Raw genomic sequence first — 21,097 nt, forward strand, 5'->3', positions numbered from 1 at the left:
TCTGCTCTACCCATTCATTACTCTTTTTTGGCAAAGAAAGTGCGGCGCCACCGCTTAAGCAACTCGGCTGCATCGCTGCGGCGTCACAGAATCGGCAAGCCACCGTTCGTGCGTCCCTAGGCTGACCGGCCGTAATGGGGCTACTGTCATCCGCCTTCTCGGCCGAGTCGGCCGTCCATTGAGGGGGTGGAAGATCAAAGCCGGCATCGGCCAACCGGCGGTACGCTCTCTCCAAACTGTTGTAGGCGTTCGGCTCTAATTTCTTCGATACCCCTCGAGCAACAGTTCCAGCAGTCTCAGCAGGAAAAGCTCGTCTCGAATGGGGCGTGCCACGCGACCCCGCAAAGCGGGGCTTCGGGCGCATCCAAGCCGAAACTCGGCTTCCGGGCTAGAATTGGTCCTGGTGCAACTTTCTCCTCTTCCCACGCACACTGGATGAACCGTGTCGGCCGAAACGCGGTCATCCGACCAAAAGCAGAGGGCCGCAACCGGCCTAATGCCGTTCAGTTTAGGTCCTTTCTGAGGAACCGGACGGTGTAGCGCTTAGGCAGGGCTTTGACTTCACGGGGGCACTTACGCCCCTTTCGCTTTTGGACGATCGCCAACTGAAGTTTGGCGCGCATGCGCTGCAGATGGGCCGGCAGCTTGCCTGGGGCCATGCCGGCTGCCCAGATCAACTCGCCCTGTATCAGGCGCAAGGCCAGCACAAAGCTCAGGTCGGTGGGCTCGGCGCGGGCCTCGAGCGCAGCCTTGGCCATCTCCAGGCGCACCAGGTTGTACGCAATCAGTGCCCCCCAGATTTCCTGATGCACGCCCTCAGGCTGGCGGCTGCGCAAGGTCAGTTCGGCCCCGAGCATCGTCTGCTTCAGTTCCCGATAGCTGGTTTCGATTTCCCAACGGCGCTTGTAGCACCCAATGATGTCGGCTGCCTTGAAGCGCCGACGGTCTGTCAACGAGGTCAACAGGACGCGGTCTGAGTCCTCGTCCCGGATCGCGCGAGCTGTCCAAGTCTCTGGCAAGGCAGGATTCTTGCGGCGAGCCTGAGGCGAGACCTTCATCTGGACGATGCCATCACCCTCGTTGCCTGAGAGCAGCTCCCACTGCAGATTCTTCTTGGCGGGGATCAGGAAGTGGCGCTCGCTGCCGCCCATGCGCAAGCCCCACAGGATCTCTGCGGCCAGAAAGCCCTTGTCAAAGATCGTCAACGAATGATCCGGGATCCGCTCAATGAGCTCCTTGGCATAGAGCATCTCGTTGCGCCCGTAACAGCCAAAGGCGATATCGGCAACAAGATGGGTGGGAACAGCCGTGAGCGAGACCCCGCGGACTTGTGGATAGCTGGCGACCTTGCCGCTGGCGTAGCTCTGCGCGCCAAAGTGGAGGCGATTCTCAGGGCTATCGGCGGTGCGGAAGGTGGTCCCATCCATGGCATAAAGCGCCAAGCCCTTCCATTTGTAGTGCGCAGCATCCTGAGTCACCCACGCCCGCGCGGTCTGCTCGAACAGCCACAACAGCGGCTGGTCTCCAAGCCGCTCGCGGGCTTGGGCAATCCCGCTCTTGCTGACACAGGCGTTGGCATCGTTGGGCAGTGCCAGGTCCAGCGTCTCCAGCACATCGGGAATCGATTGGTGCCGATAGAGCGCCAGCGCGATGACCAGCCAGACCACCTGCTCTGCTGGCAGTCGACGCCGGCGAACGGACGCTGTTCCTGTGGCTGCCAGCGCCTGCTCAATCCAAGCCATCGGCAGATGCTCACTGAGCCGGGCAAAACTGGCCGGCTCACTAAGCTTAAGGGTGGCGTGGACTTGTTCCGATAGCATCGGAACGGCAAGTTAACAGCTCGACACCTTGTTTACAACCCCTGCAAAGAAAAATGCCGTTCAGACTTAACTGAACGGCATTACCGCAACCGGCCCCCCTTTCAGTCATTCGCCAACTCCTAACTCGATCGCCGCTTCGTTCGAGCAGCGGCTCATCGTTTGGAATAGCCTGGACCGAATGCTGCTCGGTCCACGCGGACCCCCAGTATTGGTATTGCAGAATACCTTGCAAGATCGCGAATTATTCGCCACCAATATTAGTCCTGACCATCAGAAATGGTGATGAGCTCATCTTTCTTCACAGGATAATCAGTCTTCGAGTATGTGTTGGGGGGTGGACTTGCACCCTTCATGATTTTAACGCGGCCTTCTTTATCGTCGTATGAGGCAACATTTATCGCCACCGCCCCTTCCGCCATATCTAAAAATCTATCAAAAACAACGGTTTGAGTTATTTTGTCAGTCACCTGAACAATTTTCCCAGAATCTACGGCCTGTATGAACATTCTCATGCCTCTCCTCCGTTGATGCTTTAATACTCGAGTTGTACATCATCCTTGCCCGTAATAACGACCCAAAACGAGATAACAGCAAACTGTTTTGGTCCCCTCATTGGTTACTCCTTAGCAGCAGCACCGGCATTAGTCACTGTTGCCGAACTGGGAGCCGCTCCCTCTTCTATCACGTCCGCGAGAAAGAAAGTAGACGCGAATGTCGGGTAGCGCACGTAAGCTTTGATAATGTGCTGTAACGGCTCCTTCGAAGGCGCAATCCGGCTCTGGGGGCAAAAGTGAATTCCGGCTCGACTTCGCCCGAGTTCCGTAGGGCCAAGCTTCGGGAGATGAGACCGGGTTGGCCGATTCACAGTCATTCGTGTTGCCAAGGGCTACGGCCGCTTGCGGTCGCTCGATCGCTCGTCCAATACGCCACCACCCGGCAACACCCCATGTTCTGATCCTGTGCGCGGGTTGAGAAGCAAACAGGTCCAATTCAACTACACACCATGCTCAAAACCAACAATCGGCCTCCGTAAGAATTGCTATTCCCAGCCAGAACGTGGCTCAGCTTCCGGAAGAATCAAGGAAAGTCGAAATGCAACATCATCACTTGAGTGGATTACGCCAGTCTGGGATAACCGCCGTGGGCAAGTTACCCAATTCTTTGGGGGTTGCCTTTTGGTGCTTCTCTTCTACTATCAAGTCACAAGAAGAAAGGGAGCGTTGCATGAGATACATATCGTTGTGCAGTCATCGTGCCGTTGCACCGGCTCCATCCAGGCAGCCCGACAGGGCACCGCCGACGCCCCTCTCTCTCCGCAAGCTGCCTCACCCGCATTAACTCCCGACCTGAAATCCCGGCGATATCGCATTGCCTTGCATGCGCGCGCCGGGGGCTGTAAGGCAGCGGGAATCCACACTCTCACATCATGTCTTCGGCGTGATCGTCGTGCCGATGCCGTGGGCTTGCGACTTGCTGAAACACTCATGGAGACGCGTCATGCCAAGTCTTCTGTTCCGTTCGGTACTCGTCCTGTTGCTGGCTGTTTTCTCCGCGCCATCTATGGCAGCGGACATGCAAGGCTCATGCATGGTCTCGTTCAACATCAAGAACAAGACGTTCATAAACGGCGTCACACCCGTAAGCTGCCAGGCGCTGGAATCGCGCCGGCTGGCTCTGTTCCAGCAGGTCAACGCGATGCCAACCACCGGCAACGTGGACGTTTCCGGGGCTCTCCAAAAACTGGACAGCCTCCAGGCGAAACTGAAAGCCTCAAACGCGTCTAGCGACTGGGCTGGCATTAGCATGGCAATAACGGGCAACGCGATGGCCACCTATGCGCTGGGAGTCTGCGTCCTGGGCGATGTACCGGATTGCGCCATCGCCGTCGTCAGCAAGTTGATGTCCATGGTCAGTCTGGTCGACAGCGCGGCTTCTGCCAGCGACAAGTCCAAGGCGGTGCAGCAGATGACCACCGACATTGCCAACTTGCGCAAGGCCATCGAGGCGCTGCAGCCTCCCGCCGCCGCCATCAGGAATCGCATGGTCGACGATTTCAACGGCATGTGTGCCAACATCAAGACGCACTGCCTGAACTAGCCAGCATCGCGCCACAGTCATTGACGTGCACGGTTCGGCGGCGCCTTCCGGTACACGCCGCGTCCGAGCAGCATGCGTCGTGGCGATACGGTGAGTCGATGTATGGGACAGGCAGTTTGCGCGCTGCCCGCGCCCGCCGTCATCTGTTTCCTATCTGGGGCACGGGATGCCAATGGACGATTTCGCTGACTGGATGCCGGTCTGCCGCTGGCAGGCACGCCTGCTGCGCATGACCCGACGGACATTTATCGGGTCCATGATCGCCACCGGCCTCATGCGCCCAGGCCGAGCGCGATCTGCCACGGCCGAAGACTGCGGCCCCCGGGATCTGGAATTCCTTCGCAGGAAAGGCGCTCTGCTTATCCGGGAAACGCCTGCGGGGCAAAGCCAATCGCATGAGTGGCTGATTGCCACCGCGGCATTCGGACCGGGCGCCACCTATACGGTGTACGCCAAACCCTGTCTCAAGGACACCGCCTATCTGGTGGCCATCGACGAAGGCAGTTTTGGCGATGGCAAAGGCACGCTCCATTTCACGCTGTCCCGCGCGACTTCCGGGAAATGGCAGATTCAGCTGCGCACCGGGTTCTGGGGCGCCGACACGAAATCCGACGTCGTGCTGTTTCGCGATTTCTGCGACGCGCCGGCAAATTCCCAGGTGGGCAAGCCGTTGACCTTGACGCCGCCGACTGCGGCCGTCAGCAAGACGCTGGATACGCTGCTGCATCGCACGGTCGGTGCCAAGGGCCGCATGAGGGTCAGCTTCCACGCTGCATGTACCTGGACGATTCAACCCGATCTCGCCAGGGATTCGCTTGCCGCGCTCAGGACACTGGCAACCTCGCTACAACTCTCCACCATTGAGATGGGATGGTGCGTGGCGAATTCCACGCCACTGCCGGCGGTCTGCACCGACCCACCCGTGCCGGCCCTGCTCGGCGAACCGATTGGCGCGCAGACCGGCGGGAATGCCACCCAGAACGGCACTACGCGTGCACAGATCAAGCCAGTCTTCCTGGCCCGGGGCACATCGTGCAGTGCATCCGGTGTCGTCCCGTTCGGCAAGGCGGGCAACAAGACACTACTGCTCAAGGTCACACCCAGCATTGGGCTCCAATACCGCTTCTTCCACGACGCCTGGTCACCTTCGGCCGCACCAACCGTGGCGACATTGTCGGGGGAATGGGCGCTTGCACTCAAGAACGGCGACGACATGGCATTCGGCCCGGTTTGCGGGCTGCAGGGTTCGATCGACTTCACGCAACCTGCGAAGGCCACCAATGCCACGCAGATCCGGATGGCGTTCACGCTACCTGCAACAACCCAACCCGTGACGTCGGCCGTGGGGCGCATGCTCATTGCCGGTGCGGACTTGCCTACCGTTGGCGCAGACAATGGGGCTGCGGCCGCGCCGGCTGGAGAAACGTCCCAGGACAAGCCATCGGCACAAACAACAGACAAGACCGACAACGCGCGCGACGCCGGGCAACAGCCCGGGGACAAGCCGGAACAGCCTCCCCCATCGGAAACCCCCAATGGCAAGCCCGCCAGCGATGCCGATACACCGTCATCGCCCGCGCCGTCGACCAGTACGACGCTATCGCTGATCTTGAGGCATGCCGGCGGCCAGCTGAACCAGGCTCGCGCCCTGGAAAGCTGCAAGATCGAACAGATCGAAGGCACAGTCTGGCTCAAGCAAGTATTCCTGGCGCCAACGCACACCGACGACAGCAAGCTGGTCTTCACCCGCACGCCACTGACACTACTGCACCCGTACAACACGCGGCAATCGATGCCGCCGTCCTACCTGTGGCTCGCGGCGGAGGCAAACGCCACGCCGATGGCCAGTGTTGCCCTCGACAACGCCACGCTGACCATTGGCGCCGCGCAGCAGCTGATCTGGCTGCGCTACCGTTTTGCGGGGATGTGGCTGAACGTGCATCACCCCGGCCATGCTCGTGGGCAGGAGTCGGTGGTGCTCAGCGCCGAGCGCCCCTATCGCAGCAAGCGCGAGGCTGCGGCAACGCCATCCGACGCACAACCGGGCACCGATCGCGCGGCCCGGCCGGTAATCGTGGTGGAGCTCCCGCCGCAACACATGATGGAGCGGGCGTATTTCCTGCCGCAGCTGCCGCCGTTGCCCGACGTGGTACTGAAGAACCCAACCTTCAAGTGGAATAACCAGGACTATGGCAGCCAGCCCGAGGCATTCCTGGCGCAACTGCGCAAGCTGTCACCTGACGACGTCACCTCATTCCGACTCGCCTATGGAGAAAGCAAGGCCGCCCAGGAACCGGGCGGCATGTTCGACAAGGTGCGCAAGAAGCTGTCAACCACACCCTGGGCCGGTCTTCCAGATGACCAACGTGCATACGTTGGCCCCTATGGCATGGACCCGGACGTCTGGGCCAAGGCCCGGGAGGTCCAAGTAGAACTCTTCCAGGACGGCCTGAAAGGCATGATGGACAACGTCATCACACAGGCTGAGAATCAGGCAGCTTCGCTCCAGCTCCCCCCGAACCAGGTTGCGCAGGATCGCAGCAAACCAGCCGGCTTCCTGGACCTGCTTGCCGCGTTGCGTCAGTACCTGGGCACGCCGCAGACGACACCCTATGCGGCCAACACGTTTGAAGCTGCGGTGGGCCTTGAACGGGCGATCGGCAGTTGCCTTCCCGCATATCAGCAGTTCCGTGACTTCTACCGGGACTGGAAGGCAGGGTACTACGCGCCCCTTTCCAGCAAGGCTGACGCGAGGCCGCCCGTGTCAAGCCCGATCGACCTTGAGTTCTTCAACAAGAACAACCTGAACTGGCGCAAGGACAAGCGCCAAGACGACGACCAGATCAACGCGATCGCCGCCTATGTCAGCAAGATCGGCGGCGCTGAAGAGCCTGAGCTACGTACACAGGCGCGTTATGCCGGACCAACCCGGCTTGCCTTCCACGTCGATGGCACGGACGCGCAACCGGCAGGCAAGGCGTCACCGTCGATCCCGTTCACGCTTGCGGGGCTGACCGCATTGTCCGACCTGGAACCAGCCGTCGTACCACGGGCGCGGGCCTTCGGCGCGATATCGGCCGATGCGGACGCCAACGACAAGACGCGCGATGACAAGAAGGCACCGGACGAGAACAACAAGGGCAACAAGGATAAGCGCGACAAGACGCCCAGCGTTTCCCAGGACGCCGGCACGCCCGATCCGCGGCTGGAAATGCTCCGGCGCCTCCGCTTTCGCAGCGGCCGCTACGTGACCCTGCTGGAACGCCTGGCCGATGTGTACACAAGCCTGCAAGCGCCTCCCGGCATGTGGGAGACATCGATCGAAGCGGTGTCGCGGCTGCAGTTGTCGACGTCGCAGAACGCCCGCTACATGGTGCCCACCAACCTGCACACGCGGGTCTATGGCACCACCGCAGCGCAGGGCCGCGCGCACCAGCCCCGGCAATCGAGCGCCCTGCTCTGGTCACTGGACCTTGCCGTGAGCGATGGCGACGTCGGCCTGCGGGCCATCCATTCGCCAGACCTGCGCCCCGGCGCCTTGCTGCATGCCATGGAGCGAGACCTCGGGCAGCGCGTGCCCGATAGCAAGGTTCCGCCCTACTGGACCAATCTCCCGGGCGTCAGCGCGCCGCCGCGCGGCCCGCGCGCGCCCTGGGCCATCGGGACCAATGAAGGTACGCCAGGGCAGCCATCGCCCATCGACCTCTTCAACAAGCTTCTGCCCAACCACCAAGGCGATAACGACCCACGGAAGCTGGACGCGAACAAGCCCTGCCCAACCGAGGCCGACAAACTCGACGCCCATCCGGCGCGCAACCTGCTGCGCTACCTGTGCGAGCGGCCCGGTGCCTTCAAGGACCCTGAGCTGTACTTCCGTACCGCGATGGATGCCTTCGATCGGCACGAACTGGTGCTGCTGTCATCGGCCTGGGGCTTGCCGGTCAGGGGGCGCCGCGATGCAGCCGGGCGACTGCAGCAGTTGCGCACGTCGAGCCAGGTGGAGCCGGGCGACGAATTCCGGCTCATCGACGCGGAATCCGGCACGGCGATCTACCAGCCACGTCCGCTCAATGTCTCGGAACTGCGCCTGACCGCGCTGGGCGCCACGTTCCGCCACGACACCACGTTCGTGCCGCCCGCCGGCGCGCGACACCTGGCGCTCGGCCCGTCCTTCGACGCCTTGTCGATCGAGCGCTGGCAGCACTGGTCGGCGCTTGGTCGCGACCTCTTCGTCGAGGTGGTCTACAAGGGGTTCCTGTTCCCACTGGGCCATCGCGCCTCGCTGGTCAAGCGTACCGAGCGCACCTTCCTCAAGGGGCCGGCCGGCACGATTCGCGCCTATCTGCGGCAGCGCATGTTCATACGCGTGGGCGCGCCGCGCAAGGCCTTCCCGGCGATCGGGCAGCCCAACGGCGGGCGCCAGATGCCGGTGGATGACATCACCATCCTGACCCTCACCACGCCCGATATCATCGATCCCACCCTCGATGTGGCCAACGGCGATGCAGTGGCCCCTAGTGGCCGCGTGCTGAGCGACCACGTTGGCCTGATGTTCTGGCCACGCGTTGCGCAGACCGACGGCGCCGAAGTCCGGTTCGAATTCACCGTGGATGGCCTGCCATCACGCATGCCACTGATGTTCGTGGACAACGTGGCCGCGCACAACGACCGGACGATGCGCGCGCTGATCACCCAGTACAACGGCATCCGCAGCCAAACCGACAAGACGCCGGCCGACTTGCGCACATTGCCGCTGGGCGGACAGAAGCACCGCTATGCCCCCGAGCACAAGCCCGGCGACACGTCGCACCAGACGCACACGTGGCAATTGAAGGCGCAGGGCGGGCCGTCGTCGCTACCAGGCGCCAGTGCCAGCGACAAGGGCGGCTGGGAGGGCGAGAACCTTGGCTTCGACGACCCATTGCTGGAAGCCGCCGAACAGCCACCGTTCTACCCCGCCATCGAAGTGGCCTGGCTGCGTATCGACCAGGTGGACCAGTTCGCAGGGCAACCGACGCCACCCATCCGGGCCCAGTTCGACGGTCACTACGTGGCCTACGGCTTTCCGGTTGGCGATGCCGACGCGGCGCGCGCGGTCAACGACAACGGGCTGGAAATCTACCTGAACGTGCTGGACAGCATCTCGCTGTCGATGGGCGGTGGCGGCGCCTATCGCTCGGGCGGCATCTTCTCGCCAAATTCACCGATCGCCGCATTGAGCCGAAAAAACGGCCCGCTGTCCGGGAAGATGCTCGAGCACCCCGTGCCAGGACAACTGGGCAACCTGGTCGGCGCCTACGGATCGAGAGTGCCGCCGGCCACCAAGTCGGCCTCGCCCGCAGTCGTGACCGGGCCCAATGCGTCCATGCCGCAAGCGGTCAAACAGTTCTTCAACGGCGACGGTACCAAGCTATTCGGCCTGGTTCCCATCTTCAAGCTGCTCGAGGCCGTCAACAACTGGCCAAGTGATCAGGATGCGCTGCCCAAGCTGAAGGAGTTTGTCTCGTACGGCCAATCGGAGGCGACGCGAATCGCGAGCGACTTGCTGACCCCGTTGCGCGAGAAGCTTGACGCGCTGCTAGCCCAGTGGGAAAGCCTTGACAAGACATTGCGCAGCGACACGTCTGACGCCACCAAGATGGGGCCCGCAGATTCCGGCGTCATCAAGCTAGGGCTCGCCGATGCCTATCCTGACGTCGATAGCGCGCTGCGCAGCCTGGTGCTGGCAGTGCACAGCGCGGCAGATGGCGCAAGCAGCGCCCGGCAAGGCAATGGCAACGTGGCATGGATGGCGCTTATCGGCGCCGTTTACGAAAGTGGGCGTCGGCTGGTGACGGCGATCGATCGCGTCGGCACCCATCCGCTCCAGGGACTCGCCGCGCAGGCGGGCGCCTCACTTCACAGTCTCGTCGATGGCATGCTCAGTGCCGTTGATAGCAACGTGAAGGCATGGGTCATCAGCCTGAGCAATGACAACGCATTCCGCTCAGTCCTGATCAACCAGTGCCTGCCGCCCGGCGATGACGTGATTTTCAGCCTTCCCCTGCCCGTGCTGACGTTGAAGTGGATCAACGCGAAGTTTGCCGCGATCGAGCAGGCCGCCCGGCCTGTCGCCGCCGACCTGCAGCCGCCGCTGGCGGCGTTACTGGCCATGACCCAGGACGATCTGGACGCAGGGAAATGGACCCCCAGCGTGGTGCAGTGGATCAATGCCCTGCTGGACAAGACAGCGAGCATCAGCGTTGGCATCGATGCCGTGAGCGGGGTCCTTAATTCGGAGAAAGCGCAGGCGAAGCTCGAACTGAAGCGCTTCGAGGAACGGCTAGAGGCCCTGCGCAAGGCCATTGGCGAAGCCGCGTCGAACGTCGCCAACATGCAGCCAGACTTCGACTACCAGGTGCTTCAGCCCTACGTGCAGCGCGTGCTCGGCATCGCCCATGCTCTCAGGCAAATGTTTCAGGCTGCCAGCGAACCCAACGTGCCCGCGCGGATTCGCCGGATGTACGCCGCAGCCAGCCCGCTTTATGAATGGATTGCGCCAACGCTGCCAACATCGCAGTCCGGAGACCAGACAGCCAGCCTGATCAAGGCCGGCGACGTACGCGACCAGATCGAGAAATGGGTGAAGGCTATCCGGAAGGACGACGCAACCGCCGTCTACGGCAAGCTGACCACGACCTTCCCGAAAGACCAGAAGGCGCAAGCGCCGGGGGAAACACCAAACGATGTCGTGCAGGACGTCACCGTGGACCGCACGTTCGCTGCCAGCCTCTCAGCCCATTTCGGGGATTCGGCGTCCATCGACGCAATCGTCCTGATCCCGCCCATGCTCCGCGACCTGGTCACCAGGTACGCGCACAAGCTGCCCGGGCAGGTGCAGACGGATTTGAATGTCATCGCCGATGACATCACCGCCGTCGTCGCCCGAATCAGCTTCGCCTACCAGCGCCTGCTGGCCGCGACCGACCAGGCCCTTGGCGACCTGGACAAGATGACGCGTGTCGGCACGCGCGTTGTCGACGTCCTGGTGAACCATACCATGCTACTCCGCGCGGCGGTGGAATCGCTTCAGCGCTTGCCGCAATGGCTCCCGCCGGCAAGCATTCCCGACGCCGACGCCGATCTCCGGGATGCCTTGGCCAAGGCGCGGCAAGCCGTTGCCGACGCCTGCCCCGCCTATGTGACCGCTGTGCTCAATAGCTGCGAGCGCTGGTACACCATCTACACCAATCAGCCTGGCGCATTCATCAAGGAATGGCTGCCGGGCCGCGGCGTCGAGGCCTATGACAGCACGCTCGCCATGGTGGCGACCCGCCTTGAGCAGGCGGCACTGGCGGCAAATGCAATTCGTCAGCAGGTCGCGACCTGCCGCGAGGAAAGTGACCTGGAGAAACTGGCGGACACCTGCGCTCCGCAGCTGATCAAGGCATTCGAGCGGGGCGGCTATGTCAGCCAGTTACAAGCGTTGCAGGCCGAGTTCGTACAGGTGCTGACGCAGACCACTGCATGGGTGAAGTCGAAGGCGGAGATCGCCTTCCTTGATATCGTCTCGCAGATTCAGCTGGCCACGCTCTACGACACCCTGCTTCAGAATCGCAACAAGATCTACGACGACCTTGCGCAGTTAAACGCGCAGGTGTTGCAGGAAGCGCTGCTTGTGACTTCCGGTAACGATCCGTTGACGCCGAAGAACGACCAACTCGCGATCGACAGGGAGGCTCTCGACGCCAAGGCCGGACGATCAGGGCAATCAATCGTCGACGACGCCAAATACGACGCGATCCACAAGTTTTATGTGGATTTCCTTGCCGGCTGGGCAAGAGGCAGTGCGTCGCCGCTGGTCGTCGCCACGCAGGTATCGCGCGCGCTGGTTGGCGAGATTCGGGCCAAGGTGGAACAACTGCTAGATCTTGCGGCAGTGCGCGACGAAGTGGATACCTATATCCGCAAATTGTTGCCCACCAGGCGGACACTGCAATATGACTACAGCGTCGACCTGCCTACCGATGCATCCAGGGCTACCGCGGGCATCCTCGTACCTCGGGACGGCTGCAATCTCACCATCCACGCTGAAGCGGTCGTCGACCTGCTTGACAATGGCCCACCGAGCTTCACGTCGAAGGGCGAGATCGGGCCATTCAATCTGGTCCTCGTGGGCACAGCCTTTCCGGCCGTCGAAATCCAGTTTGCTGGAGCGACGTTTTCGTCCAGCATCAAGAGCGGGTCGTCGATGACAGTCCGATACACGGATTTCCGAATCCTGGAAAAATTGAAATTCCTGGACCAACTTCAATCACTGTTCACACCCAAACAGGGCAGCGGCTTCTACCTGGCGCCGCTGGCAGGCCGGCCTGGCATCGAGTCTGGATATTCGCTGAACGTCGGCACCTTCAACGTGGGCAACCTGGCGGTCTTCAACGTATCGCTGAACGCATCGGTGGTCATTCCGTTCGATGGCAGCGAGTCACGCTTTCGCGCGTCGTTGTCGCGCAAGGATGCGCCCTTCACCATCGCTGTGGCGCCATATGGCGGCAGCGGCTTCTTTGCGGTCGAAGCCAACGCCACAGGCGTGGTGGCGACCGAGGCGTCATTCGAGTATGGCGGCGCAGGCGCTTTCAGCTTTGGGCCGCTGACCGGCAGCGGCCGGCTGATGTTCGGCATCTATGTGCGCCAGGAAAAATTGACGGACGACAAGCAGGCCATGCAGCTTGCCGGCACCTTCTTTGCCGGAGGCTCGGCGAATATCTCGGTGTTTACGTTCGGCGCGTCCCTGTACGTCCAGTTGCTGCAGAAAGACGACGCCATGCACGGCATCGCGCTCTTCACCTTCTCGTTCTCGGTTGGCTTCTACGATATCGAGTTCCACGTCCATGTTGAAAAGTCCGTCAACTGGAAGTCGGACTCCAATTCCCAGGCAAGTGCCACGCCACCGGGCGGCGCCAGCCACACTGCCATGGCGCGCGATGATATCGGCAGCACAGCCAACCCCCAGTCGTTTGCCGATGGCGATGTCTACCTGGGCGCTGCGGCACTGCGTGAGGGCATGCTAAAGGTTGGCTGGTCTCAAGCCGCCAGCACAGCACCCAAGACACCGCCCGTTGCAGCGCCCCGGGGCGCATGCGATCAGTGCAAGGGCCAGAACGCCCAGTTGTGCGAGTGCTGCATCGAGTCTGCCGGGGCACCTGCGCTGAACGGCCGGATCGTCAACAGCACCATCTGCCAGGGCCAAAGCTGGAGCGATCACCTTCGCTACTACGACATGACGTTGCAGCCCCACATGATCTTCGAACCATGACTAATACCGTTGACATGACGATCGTCGCCAGGGTCATCGCCACGGGCATACGCGATGGTGCGTTGCGCGCAACGCTGCTGCTCAGTCCGGACCTGAACAACACCCATGCCACGGCGTTCGAAGACTGGCCGGTTGCGATACTGGAACGCATCATTGACAGGAAATTCGTCCTGAACCTGAGCATCTCCCGTGCCGACAAGACGACGGCACAGGGGACCATCCCGAGCCATGCGGTTCACCTCAAGGCGCAATGGGGGTCCACCCCGAAACGGCAGGTTTCCCACGCCTGGCTGGCGAATGCCTGGCACGGCGTGTACGGCCTGCTTCCCGGGGCTGCCGATTGGCAGCAATTGCTGGGGGACCTGCGCACCGGCGGCGCCGACGCCCCACCAGCGGATGCGAAAGCGGATACCAATGCGGCCAAGGAGACGGCCAAGGCCGCCTCCGCCGACATCCATCCTGTCTCGCATGCGGACGCTTCCGTGGCGCTGGAGATGATGCGTGCCCGCGAGCTGATCGCGACGGTCAACCTCGCTGCTGGCGTAGCCGATGCGCGCCTGGATCTTGCCCAGGCCTGTTGTTCTCCTGCCCAACAGCAAGCTGATTATCAGTGGGACAAGGGAATGGCCGACATCAACGCCGACGTCAAGAAGGCGCTCGATGAGGGCAGAAACAGCGATGCCATTGCCGCGCTTGAACGCATGGAAGTGAAGTTGTACAAGGCGAGGCTGAAGCCGATTGACACCAAGACCGTGCCCAAGGACGCCGTGTCGTGTACCCCCACGGATACGCGCAAGGCGGTCACCGTCAGCGACAAGCCGCCCGCCCTGACGGACAGCATCCAGACCGGACTGGCCGCACAAGCCTTGGCAAACAGCGGGGCCCAAACCCCGCCCCAGCTCACCGCGTGCAGAAGAAAGGCGCTGGCCGCCTATTTTTCGCTGCAGGCGTCTCCCGCGCTGTCCCGCCTGTTCCTTCTCGCGGTGGACGTGGAATTTCCCGTAGACGCGTTGGAGACGCACAACATCGTAGATGGCAACGAAAAGGAAGCCTATCTTCACATCGCCTGCATGGACAGTAACGTGGGCGTGACCGGAGAAATCCGCTCGCTGACAAAGTACAGGCCAACCAGCAATGCTGACGACGCGTACTTCGGCCCCGCCAGCCATGGCGAACTGCAGTACTACTGCAACAACGGCAATGGCATGCCGCTCCAATATGAAGGCGTGGTGCTGTCCGCCGCGCAGGCGGATGACGGCAAATCGCTGCAGTCGCGTTTCGAGATTTCCAGCCTGGACGTGCGCGCAGCCATGCAAGCCGCCCTGGAAACGGAGAAGTTGCGACGGATTGACCGCACGTTGCCGAAGACCGACCAACTCGTCAATCCTCCCGCTCGACTTGGAAGAAAGACCTATCGCTCAGCGGGCCTGACCGTGATCGACCGTCAGCGAGGCGCCGTGGCCAATCAACAGGTGGCGCGCCAGCAACGAGGCCAATCTAAAGATGGCGTGACGCTGGGCGCCGAGGATCTGCTGATTGGCTACCGGTTCGACGTTGGCGTGCTGACCGGGCCGGCACACAGCCCGCAGTTTGCATGGCGTACGCTCTTTGCCCGCAAGCTGACATATGGAACGTCCGGCACATTCGGCAAAGAGATCAATCTCGCGCTGCAAACCCTGATGCCGCGAGAGCATGACGACCTTGCCGATACACTCGACGAAGGCTACATGGCGTTGCCCGTCAAGCAAGTTCCGCAGGATACCGCAGAGAACGGCTCGGGGGATGCCTTTACCCGCTTCGTGGACGAGGCCATTGGCACATGGGATGGTGAGCCGATGGGCGTCGATTGCGTGGGCGACGAGGCATTCAAGCATTGCGCATCGCCGATTGGCATCGGATACACGCTCGACTTGCCCCGATCTGGCACCCAACGCCTGCCGCGCCTGCGCTTTGGCTGGCCATACCGGATTGGCGTTCGCTCGGTAATGCAGGGCGGGCACTCCGTGCCGCTCCAGCAGGCCGCGAAGATCTACACGCATCCGAGCGACCCATACATGCAGGGCATGACGGCTTACCCGCCTGCCACCTCTGCCCCGGCCAGCACCCCAGCAGCCCCCACAAGCGACCGGAAGTGCGCGGCCGAGACATCGCACCAGCAGCGCCGCTTCCTGCGGCATGAACGCATCAATGCCCCAACGCTGCTGCTTCCGTTCAAAGAGGCCAAGAATGAAAACGACAAGGGGATGGGCGCCCAGCGCGCGGGACATGCCATCGTGCGGTCGGTCAGGTTCCCGCGCTCCGATGATGCATTGGCGCACCCCGCTGTCGTCCGCCGTATCTTTACGGTGCCGGATGTCGCACAGGCATTTGCCGCGCTGCATGGCGTGTTCGACAACATCCGCAGGCCTGGCCATCCGGGTGCCCCTGAGAGACCGGCTGGCGGACTCACTTCCATTCGGTACGATGCGCCGGGTGGCGGATTTCCCAGTGTCGAGACCACGTTCATCTACGGGCTGGACAACGAGCCGTACGAGACTTCCCGCAGCATAGCCCGCCCGGAGCGTGCCGGTGGCGACATGGTCTACGCGTCGATCGCAGACTTGCCGGCAGCAAAACCGTCCATCAGGACCAAGCCCTACTACGCCGACCCTGCCGCAGACCTGTACGTCATCGCGCTCCGCTACGCCGGCACCCAGCAGTATGTCAGCGGTGGCACACTGACCGTTCCCATCTACCACGCCCCCAACGCCAGCCACCCCAATGCGCGCGCCCTGTGCCTGACCATTATCGCGGCACGCGGCAACGCGGTACACAAGGGTGTATCGGCGCCGGGCAAGGCGCTGTCGCTGGTGGCCCCAGCCAACCTCAAGCTGGACACGCCGCTACCGGAAACGGTGAACGCCTATCTGACGATGCAACCGGGCGAAGATTTCGAGGTCGATGTCTGGTGCGCGCCCAGCGCCAACCGCCTGGCACATACCTTTGCCGTGGTGGAGGCGATTACGCTGCTCAGCCAATGTTCAGGAACACCGCACGATGGCGCGGCGTCCTCAACGGTACACAACGGATTGGCAACCCTGCTGCCTGCGCCATTCTGCACAGTCTATGCAGAGCACCTTGCCAGGTTCGCGGCCGGTGGTGCGTCGTGCGCCGGCCATGTTGGTGCGGGTACGCTGCCTTGCGACGATGCCAACAGTGTCCGGGCGGTGGCGGCCGCGTTGCATGACGTGCTGATCCGGTGCCCGCTGGAGGAACTGGCCGGCGTGCAGAGCATGCGTGCCACCCACGCGACGGACTTCCCCTTCGGCTATCCGACGGCATATGTCGATTCGACACCCGCGGCAGACCTGCCGCGCTACGACGACAAGGACATCCAGGTCAGGCCCATCGTTGCCGCCCGGACGATAGCGCACGACGACGGTGATACCGCGGCCTATCGTCTGGGCTATGCGCTGAACGGTGACCTGCTGCTCGACCTGCAGACCGTGGCGAGCTTCGAGATCAGGGCACTCACCGTATTCCCAGGCACGGCGCTCTGGGACGACGAACATCGAGGACGAAGCATCCGCGCGCGACGTCGCGGCGAATGGCCTAGAGAGCAGCCCGACAAGGATCGAATCGCCCCTGCCACGAAGGCCGTCACTGAAACGAAGGAGTTGTTCGGCTTCAGTGTTTCGGCGCAAGGCATTGTTACGCTGCCGCGCGCGAACATCACGCTGCTGACCGTCGACAACCTTCCGCTTCCCGGAACCATAACTACTGACACGGTGGGTCACGACAAGCATGTGTGGTCGCTCGATCGCTACTACAAGCGCCCCGCGCCCAATTGCGATGTCCCTGCCGACTGCGTGCCGGCCGGTGACGCCAAGGGCCAGTCGACCCGCAAGGTCTCGATTGCCGACGACGCCAGTGAGTTGGGCACGGCGGTCTATCCCCCGCCCTTCCCAGACGGCAAGGCTCGCCAGCTGTTCCTGACAATCGCCACGCGCGCCCGCCACACGCAGCTGATGCGCAAGCCGAATCGCGCGACGCAGAGCTCGCCCTATGGGCGCAAACTGCAGCCAAGCGCTGAATGGTCCGGCGCCGAGGCGGAATCCGATCCCACCAGCACGCTTGCCGTCTGGATTCCAGCCAACCATCGTCCCGCAAAGCCGGCAGCGCGGACGCCGATCCCGCAATTCTGCTGGACGCATGACAGCCGAGCAACCGGGCATAACACCTGGACATTCCGCGCCCTGCGGCGTGTCATCGTACGCCTGCCACTGGGAAGAGGCTGGTTCTCGTCCGGCGAAGGCGAGCGACTCGGGCTGGTCATCTGGCCGCCCTCGCTAATGGATGGCCTGGCGGACGTGACAGGCAACACCGTGACCAACGACGCGGGCCGGGCCATGGATCTGACGAATTTCGTCGACGGCGACCTGGGTCCCGGCGGCAGCTTCATCACACGTTGGGGCGGCGATCCAATTCGACACAATCGCGATACCTCGACAGACATCCTCATGCCAGCCGCCGCCTTCTGCGACGCCTCGCGGAGATCCGATGACAACGATGCCGTTCAGTTGGAATGGGAGAACGTTCCGGTGGAATCGGCCGACGCCAAATCCGGCAGAGACAACGACGATTCCGGAGACCGCCTGCCCGTCGCGCTGCTAACCTACGTTCCGCGCTTCGATATCGAAACCGAGTCGTGGTACGTGGATATCGATCTGGAATCGAAGACGGAGGCCGAACCTTTCGTCCGCCTGGGGTTGGTACGCTACCAACGGCACGCACAATCGAAGGACGAACGGGTATCGTTCCCGGCCGTGCAGTGGACACAACTGCTGCCGCGCCGTGAAGTCAAGGTTCTGGCCCGGCAGAACGGCACGGCCTGGATCATCGAGCAAATCCACATCGAGGGCCTGGCCACGAATCCGCAGCGGCCGGGCGACGATACGCCAGACCCCGACGCTCGCCTGCAGATGCTGGTGCGTGTGGTCTGCGAGGGTACGCTATCCAACGGCGCACTAGTCCGGCACTGTCTCTGGCAGTGCAATCTCGCCCCCCAAGGGGTCTACGCGGCGTCTACGGGCACCAACATGATGGTATGGCAACACGCCGAAGTCACCTTGACCGAGCCTGTCCCCGCAGGGCTTTCCAACATCAGGTGGGCCGTGTTCGTCGAGGAGCGTGAGTGGCGGCGGCCGACCAGCTATCCGCATGAGCCGGTCTCCCCCGGTAGGGCGGACCTCATTGTCGAAGGCGGGCCACGGTTCCAGGCCCGCATCGATCTCATCGAATAGCGAGAGCAGAAACGGGGCTCGCCGATGATACCGGGTGCGCCACCCCATGGCCACGCATCGGTCCCACTGGAATCAGCGTCCCACATACGTTGGGGTTCACTTTTCGGCAAATACCTGGGCGGTGTTTCGATAGTCACCACGCTGGTCGCTTTGGTGCGTGAAGGCTCACAGCTCCGTCATTTTCAAACTTCCCCACGCGTCATTTCGCAACGAGCGCTTTGAAGCACCTACAGCTTAACAATGGTTCATCAGAGGTTACGACGTTCTGGAATTTCTCTGTCATAGCCAATCAGTTGCGACTGCCGTGTTCCCCTAGCCGCTATAGTCGAGTTCTTTCGTCGAGGCAACGCTGATGGTCCCTAAAGGGTGGGGCAGCGACGATCGCCGTCAGAGATCCGTTAACCGTTCATCGTGCGTCTCCGACGTTCGGAAAGGTATGACGCAAACGTCGCATCGTTCAGCCTAGTAAGTACGCGTAGGCCTATACTTGAAGCAAGATTGCTTCTGGAACGATCCGGCGAGGCAATGGAGTAGTGATAAAGGGATCGACCGCACACCTTCTTGCGTTGCCGCATAGACGTTCCTCCCCATTTCAATTAAGCAAGCCCTAGCACGCTCACGCCACTCCAAGGCAAAATCAATTTCCACCATACAACTTGGCATGTAGCAATCCATTACCAGGATATATTTTTTTACATCAGCATGTATGGTATAGGAGAGCGCATTCGTATTGAATGGTAGTTCACCGCAAGAGAGGAATAGGAGACAAGAGGAATAAAAAGAAAGGATATAGGGACGCGCACTTAACCTTTCTCCTTATCAGGCATCAAAACCACACGAATTACTTATTCCAGATGGAGCCAGCGAACAGTTCGCTGGCTTTTTTCATTTGTAAAGAAGAAAGGGTAGTGACACCATGGCAAGCTTCCACCACACGATCAAAAGCGGAAAGAAAGGCACGGCAGCAAGTCACGCAGCCTACATCGCCCGGCAGGGAAAATACCGACAGCGGGAAGATCTGGTCTGCACTGGGCACGGCAATATGCCAGCCTGGGCGCAGGACAATCCATCTGCATTCTGGAAGGCGGGAGACAAACACGAACGCGCTAACGGTGCCGTCTATCGCGAGCACGAAATCGCACTACCTGCCGAGCTGACGCACGAGCAACAGAAAGAGCTGGTCGGTGGCATGATCAAAACGCTGGTCGGAGATAAGCCCTACCAGTACGCGGTGCATGCTCCCAACTCATCGCTCGAAGGCAGCACCAATACGCATCTGCATTTAATGTTCTCCGATCGCATGCAGGACGGCGTCGAGCGGTCGCCTGAACAGACATTCAGCCGCTACAACGCAAAGCAGCCGGAGCGCGGTGGATGCAAGAAGGACAGCGGAGGGAAGAACCGCCTAGCGCTGCGAGACGAGGTCATCCAAACGCGCAAGACATGCGCCGAACTGCAGAACGCCGCGCTGAAGAAATATGGACACCCAGCCAGGGTCGATCATCGCTCACTCAGGGAACAAGGCATCGATCGAGCACCGGAACATCATCTCGGGCCATCGCGCATCCAGGAGATGTCAGAAGATGAGAAGGTGCGCATTGTGGAGGCAAGAAGGACTCGCGCGCGCCCCCTACTTTACGTAAGGTCATGACTCGCAAGTACCGTGCTCTTGGATGCGAGAGCACGGGCAGTTCGCATACAGCGGAGAGTCAGGCGAAGCGCGGCAAGCTACGTGACGGGTATTTACGCATGCCAAGGCGAAGCAAACCGATGTCATTTTGGTGATCTCGACAAGTGCTGACGCGTCGCACGCCGCTCGGCCACCGAGATGCAGGCGAGCCGCTGCTGAAGTGAGCTTCAGTCATTCTGGCAATTGCGCGTGCTTCGGCCCTTGCGCCGGCGGCAGGAAGGGCGCCCCACTTCTGGAACGCCCTGGTTAGGTAGAATGGTCTGCGTGATAGAGCCGTGGGATTCCCTGGTCAATCCGCGCTGGTCCTACCAATGCTGAGCGTCATGCCCAAAGAAGAGCGATTCGCGCGATTAGTCGCATGAATCGCATGCGAAATCCGGCTTTACGGAAAATCGAAACGCACGAAGTGTTCGACCCTGCACTGCCGGGATGCCGCCTACTGTGCCCGTGAGCCGCCGGGATGCGGGCGCATTGCGTCTTCTATGCGGCCGCGCAAGCGGGATGGCATTTGGATTCGCGACCAATGCTGGGGGCCTGTCCGTATTTTTGTGTGCGAGGCGGTTTTGAATTCTGTCAGCTTCGAGCGGCAGTAAATCGCTCGCCATACAGAATAGCAAACTGATTCATGGCGGACTTCCAGTCATAGGTCGTGCGAACGGACTTGGTCAGCACGTTGCGCAGCGCCAGCCACAGCAACTTGATCGCAGCTTCATCCGAAGGGAAGTGGCCCCGGGTCTTGATGATCTTGCGCAACTGCATGTTCAAGCTCTCGATGGCATTCGTAACCGGCATGATAGGAACCGGTGCCCCCGCTCCTCACTGAGTAAGTGGTGTATGGTTCGACCATCCGGGACAGGGGCACCGGGGAGCACTTCGGGTGGGCAGGCCGTTCATATACGTTGAGCTGCGAGCT

Annotated in this window: 6 protein-coding genes and 1 pseudogene; 4 read left to right on the forward strand and 3 right to left on the reverse strand. The window is 61.6% G+C overall.

The window, feature by feature from the left end; genetic code table 11:
• Positions 1–503: 503 nt before the first annotated feature.
• Positions 504–1,820, reverse strand: coding sequence for an IS4 family transposase (locus tag E0W60_RS26050; RefSeq protein ID WP_135706043.1), 1,317 nt, complete (start codon positions 1,818–1,820; stop codon positions 504–506).
• 257 nt (positions 1,821–2,077) lie between these two features.
• Positions 2,078–2,332 carry a hypothetical protein gene (locus E0W60_RS26055; RefSeq protein ID WP_135706044.1) on the reverse strand — a complete coding sequence of 85 codons (255 nt, stop codon included), beginning with the start codon at positions 2,330–2,332 and terminating at the stop codon, positions 2,078–2,080.
• A gap of 985 nt (positions 2,333–3,317) precedes the next feature.
• Here E0W60_RS26055 and E0W60_RS26060 point away from each other — a divergent pair.
• The 4 genes from E0W60_RS26060 to E0W60_RS26075 all read left to right on the forward strand — a co-directional run bounded on the left by E0W60_RS26060 (position 3,318) and on the right by E0W60_RS26075 (position 20,145).
• Positions 3,318–3,917 carry a hypothetical protein gene (locus E0W60_RS26060; RefSeq protein ID WP_135706045.1) on the forward strand — a complete coding sequence of 200 codons (600 nt, stop codon included), beginning with the start codon at positions 3,318–3,320 and terminating at the stop codon, positions 3,915–3,917.
• Between the two features lie 172 nt (positions 3,918–4,089).
• On the forward strand, positions 4,090–13,212 hold the full coding sequence (locus E0W60_RS26065; RefSeq protein WP_135706046.1) for a hypothetical protein: 9,123 nt from the start codon (positions 4,090–4,092) through the stop codon (positions 13,210–13,212).
• Entirely contained in the window at positions 13,209–18,494 is a 5,286-nt protein-coding gene (locus E0W60_RS26070) for a hypothetical protein (protein WP_135706047.1), read from the forward strand. The genes E0W60_RS26065 and E0W60_RS26070 overlap by 4 nt, the downstream gene beginning before the upstream one ends.
• 916 nt (positions 18,495–19,410) lie before the next feature.
• Positions 19,411–20,145 (forward strand): MobA/MobL family protein, encoded by a 735-nt coding sequence (locus E0W60_RS26075; protein WP_135706048.1) that lies wholly within the window; start codon positions 19,411–19,413, stop codon positions 20,143–20,145.
• Between the two features lie 612 nt (positions 20,146–20,757).
• Here the strand turns inward: E0W60_RS26075 and E0W60_RS26080 are convergent.
• A pseudogene (locus E0W60_RS26080) lies at positions 20,758–20,979 on the reverse strand (transposase); the annotation flags it as partial.
• Positions 20,980–21,097: the final 118 nt, after the last annotated feature.

Origin of the sequence: Cupriavidus oxalaticus, assembly GCF_004768545.1 — a bacterium.
Lineage (GTDB): Bacteria > Pseudomonadota > Gammaproteobacteria > Burkholderiales > Burkholderiaceae > Cupriavidus > Cupriavidus oxalaticus_A.

Coding starts and splice junctions, on each gene's coding strand:
- E0W60_RS26070 (WP_135706047.1), top strand. CDS start 13,209: ATGACTAATACCGTTGACATGACGATCGTCGCCAGGGTCATCGCCACG.
- E0W60_RS26055 (WP_135706044.1), bottom strand. CDS start 2,332: ATGAGAATGTTCATACAGGCCGTAGATTCTGGGAAAATTGTTCAGGTG.
- E0W60_RS26060 (WP_135706045.1), top strand. CDS start 3,318: ATGCCAAGTCTTCTGTTCCGTTCGGTACTCGTCCTGTTGCTGGCTGTT.
- E0W60_RS26065 (WP_135706046.1), top strand. CDS start 4,090: ATGGACGATTTCGCTGACTGGATGCCGGTCTGCCGCTGGCAGGCACGC.
- E0W60_RS26075 (WP_135706048.1), top strand. CDS start 19,411: ATGGCAAGCTTCCACCACACGATCAAAAGCGGAAAGAAAGGCACGGCA.
- E0W60_RS26050 (WP_135706043.1), bottom strand. CDS start 1,820: ATGCTATCGGAACAAGTCCACGCCACCCTTAAGCTTAGTGAGCCGGCC.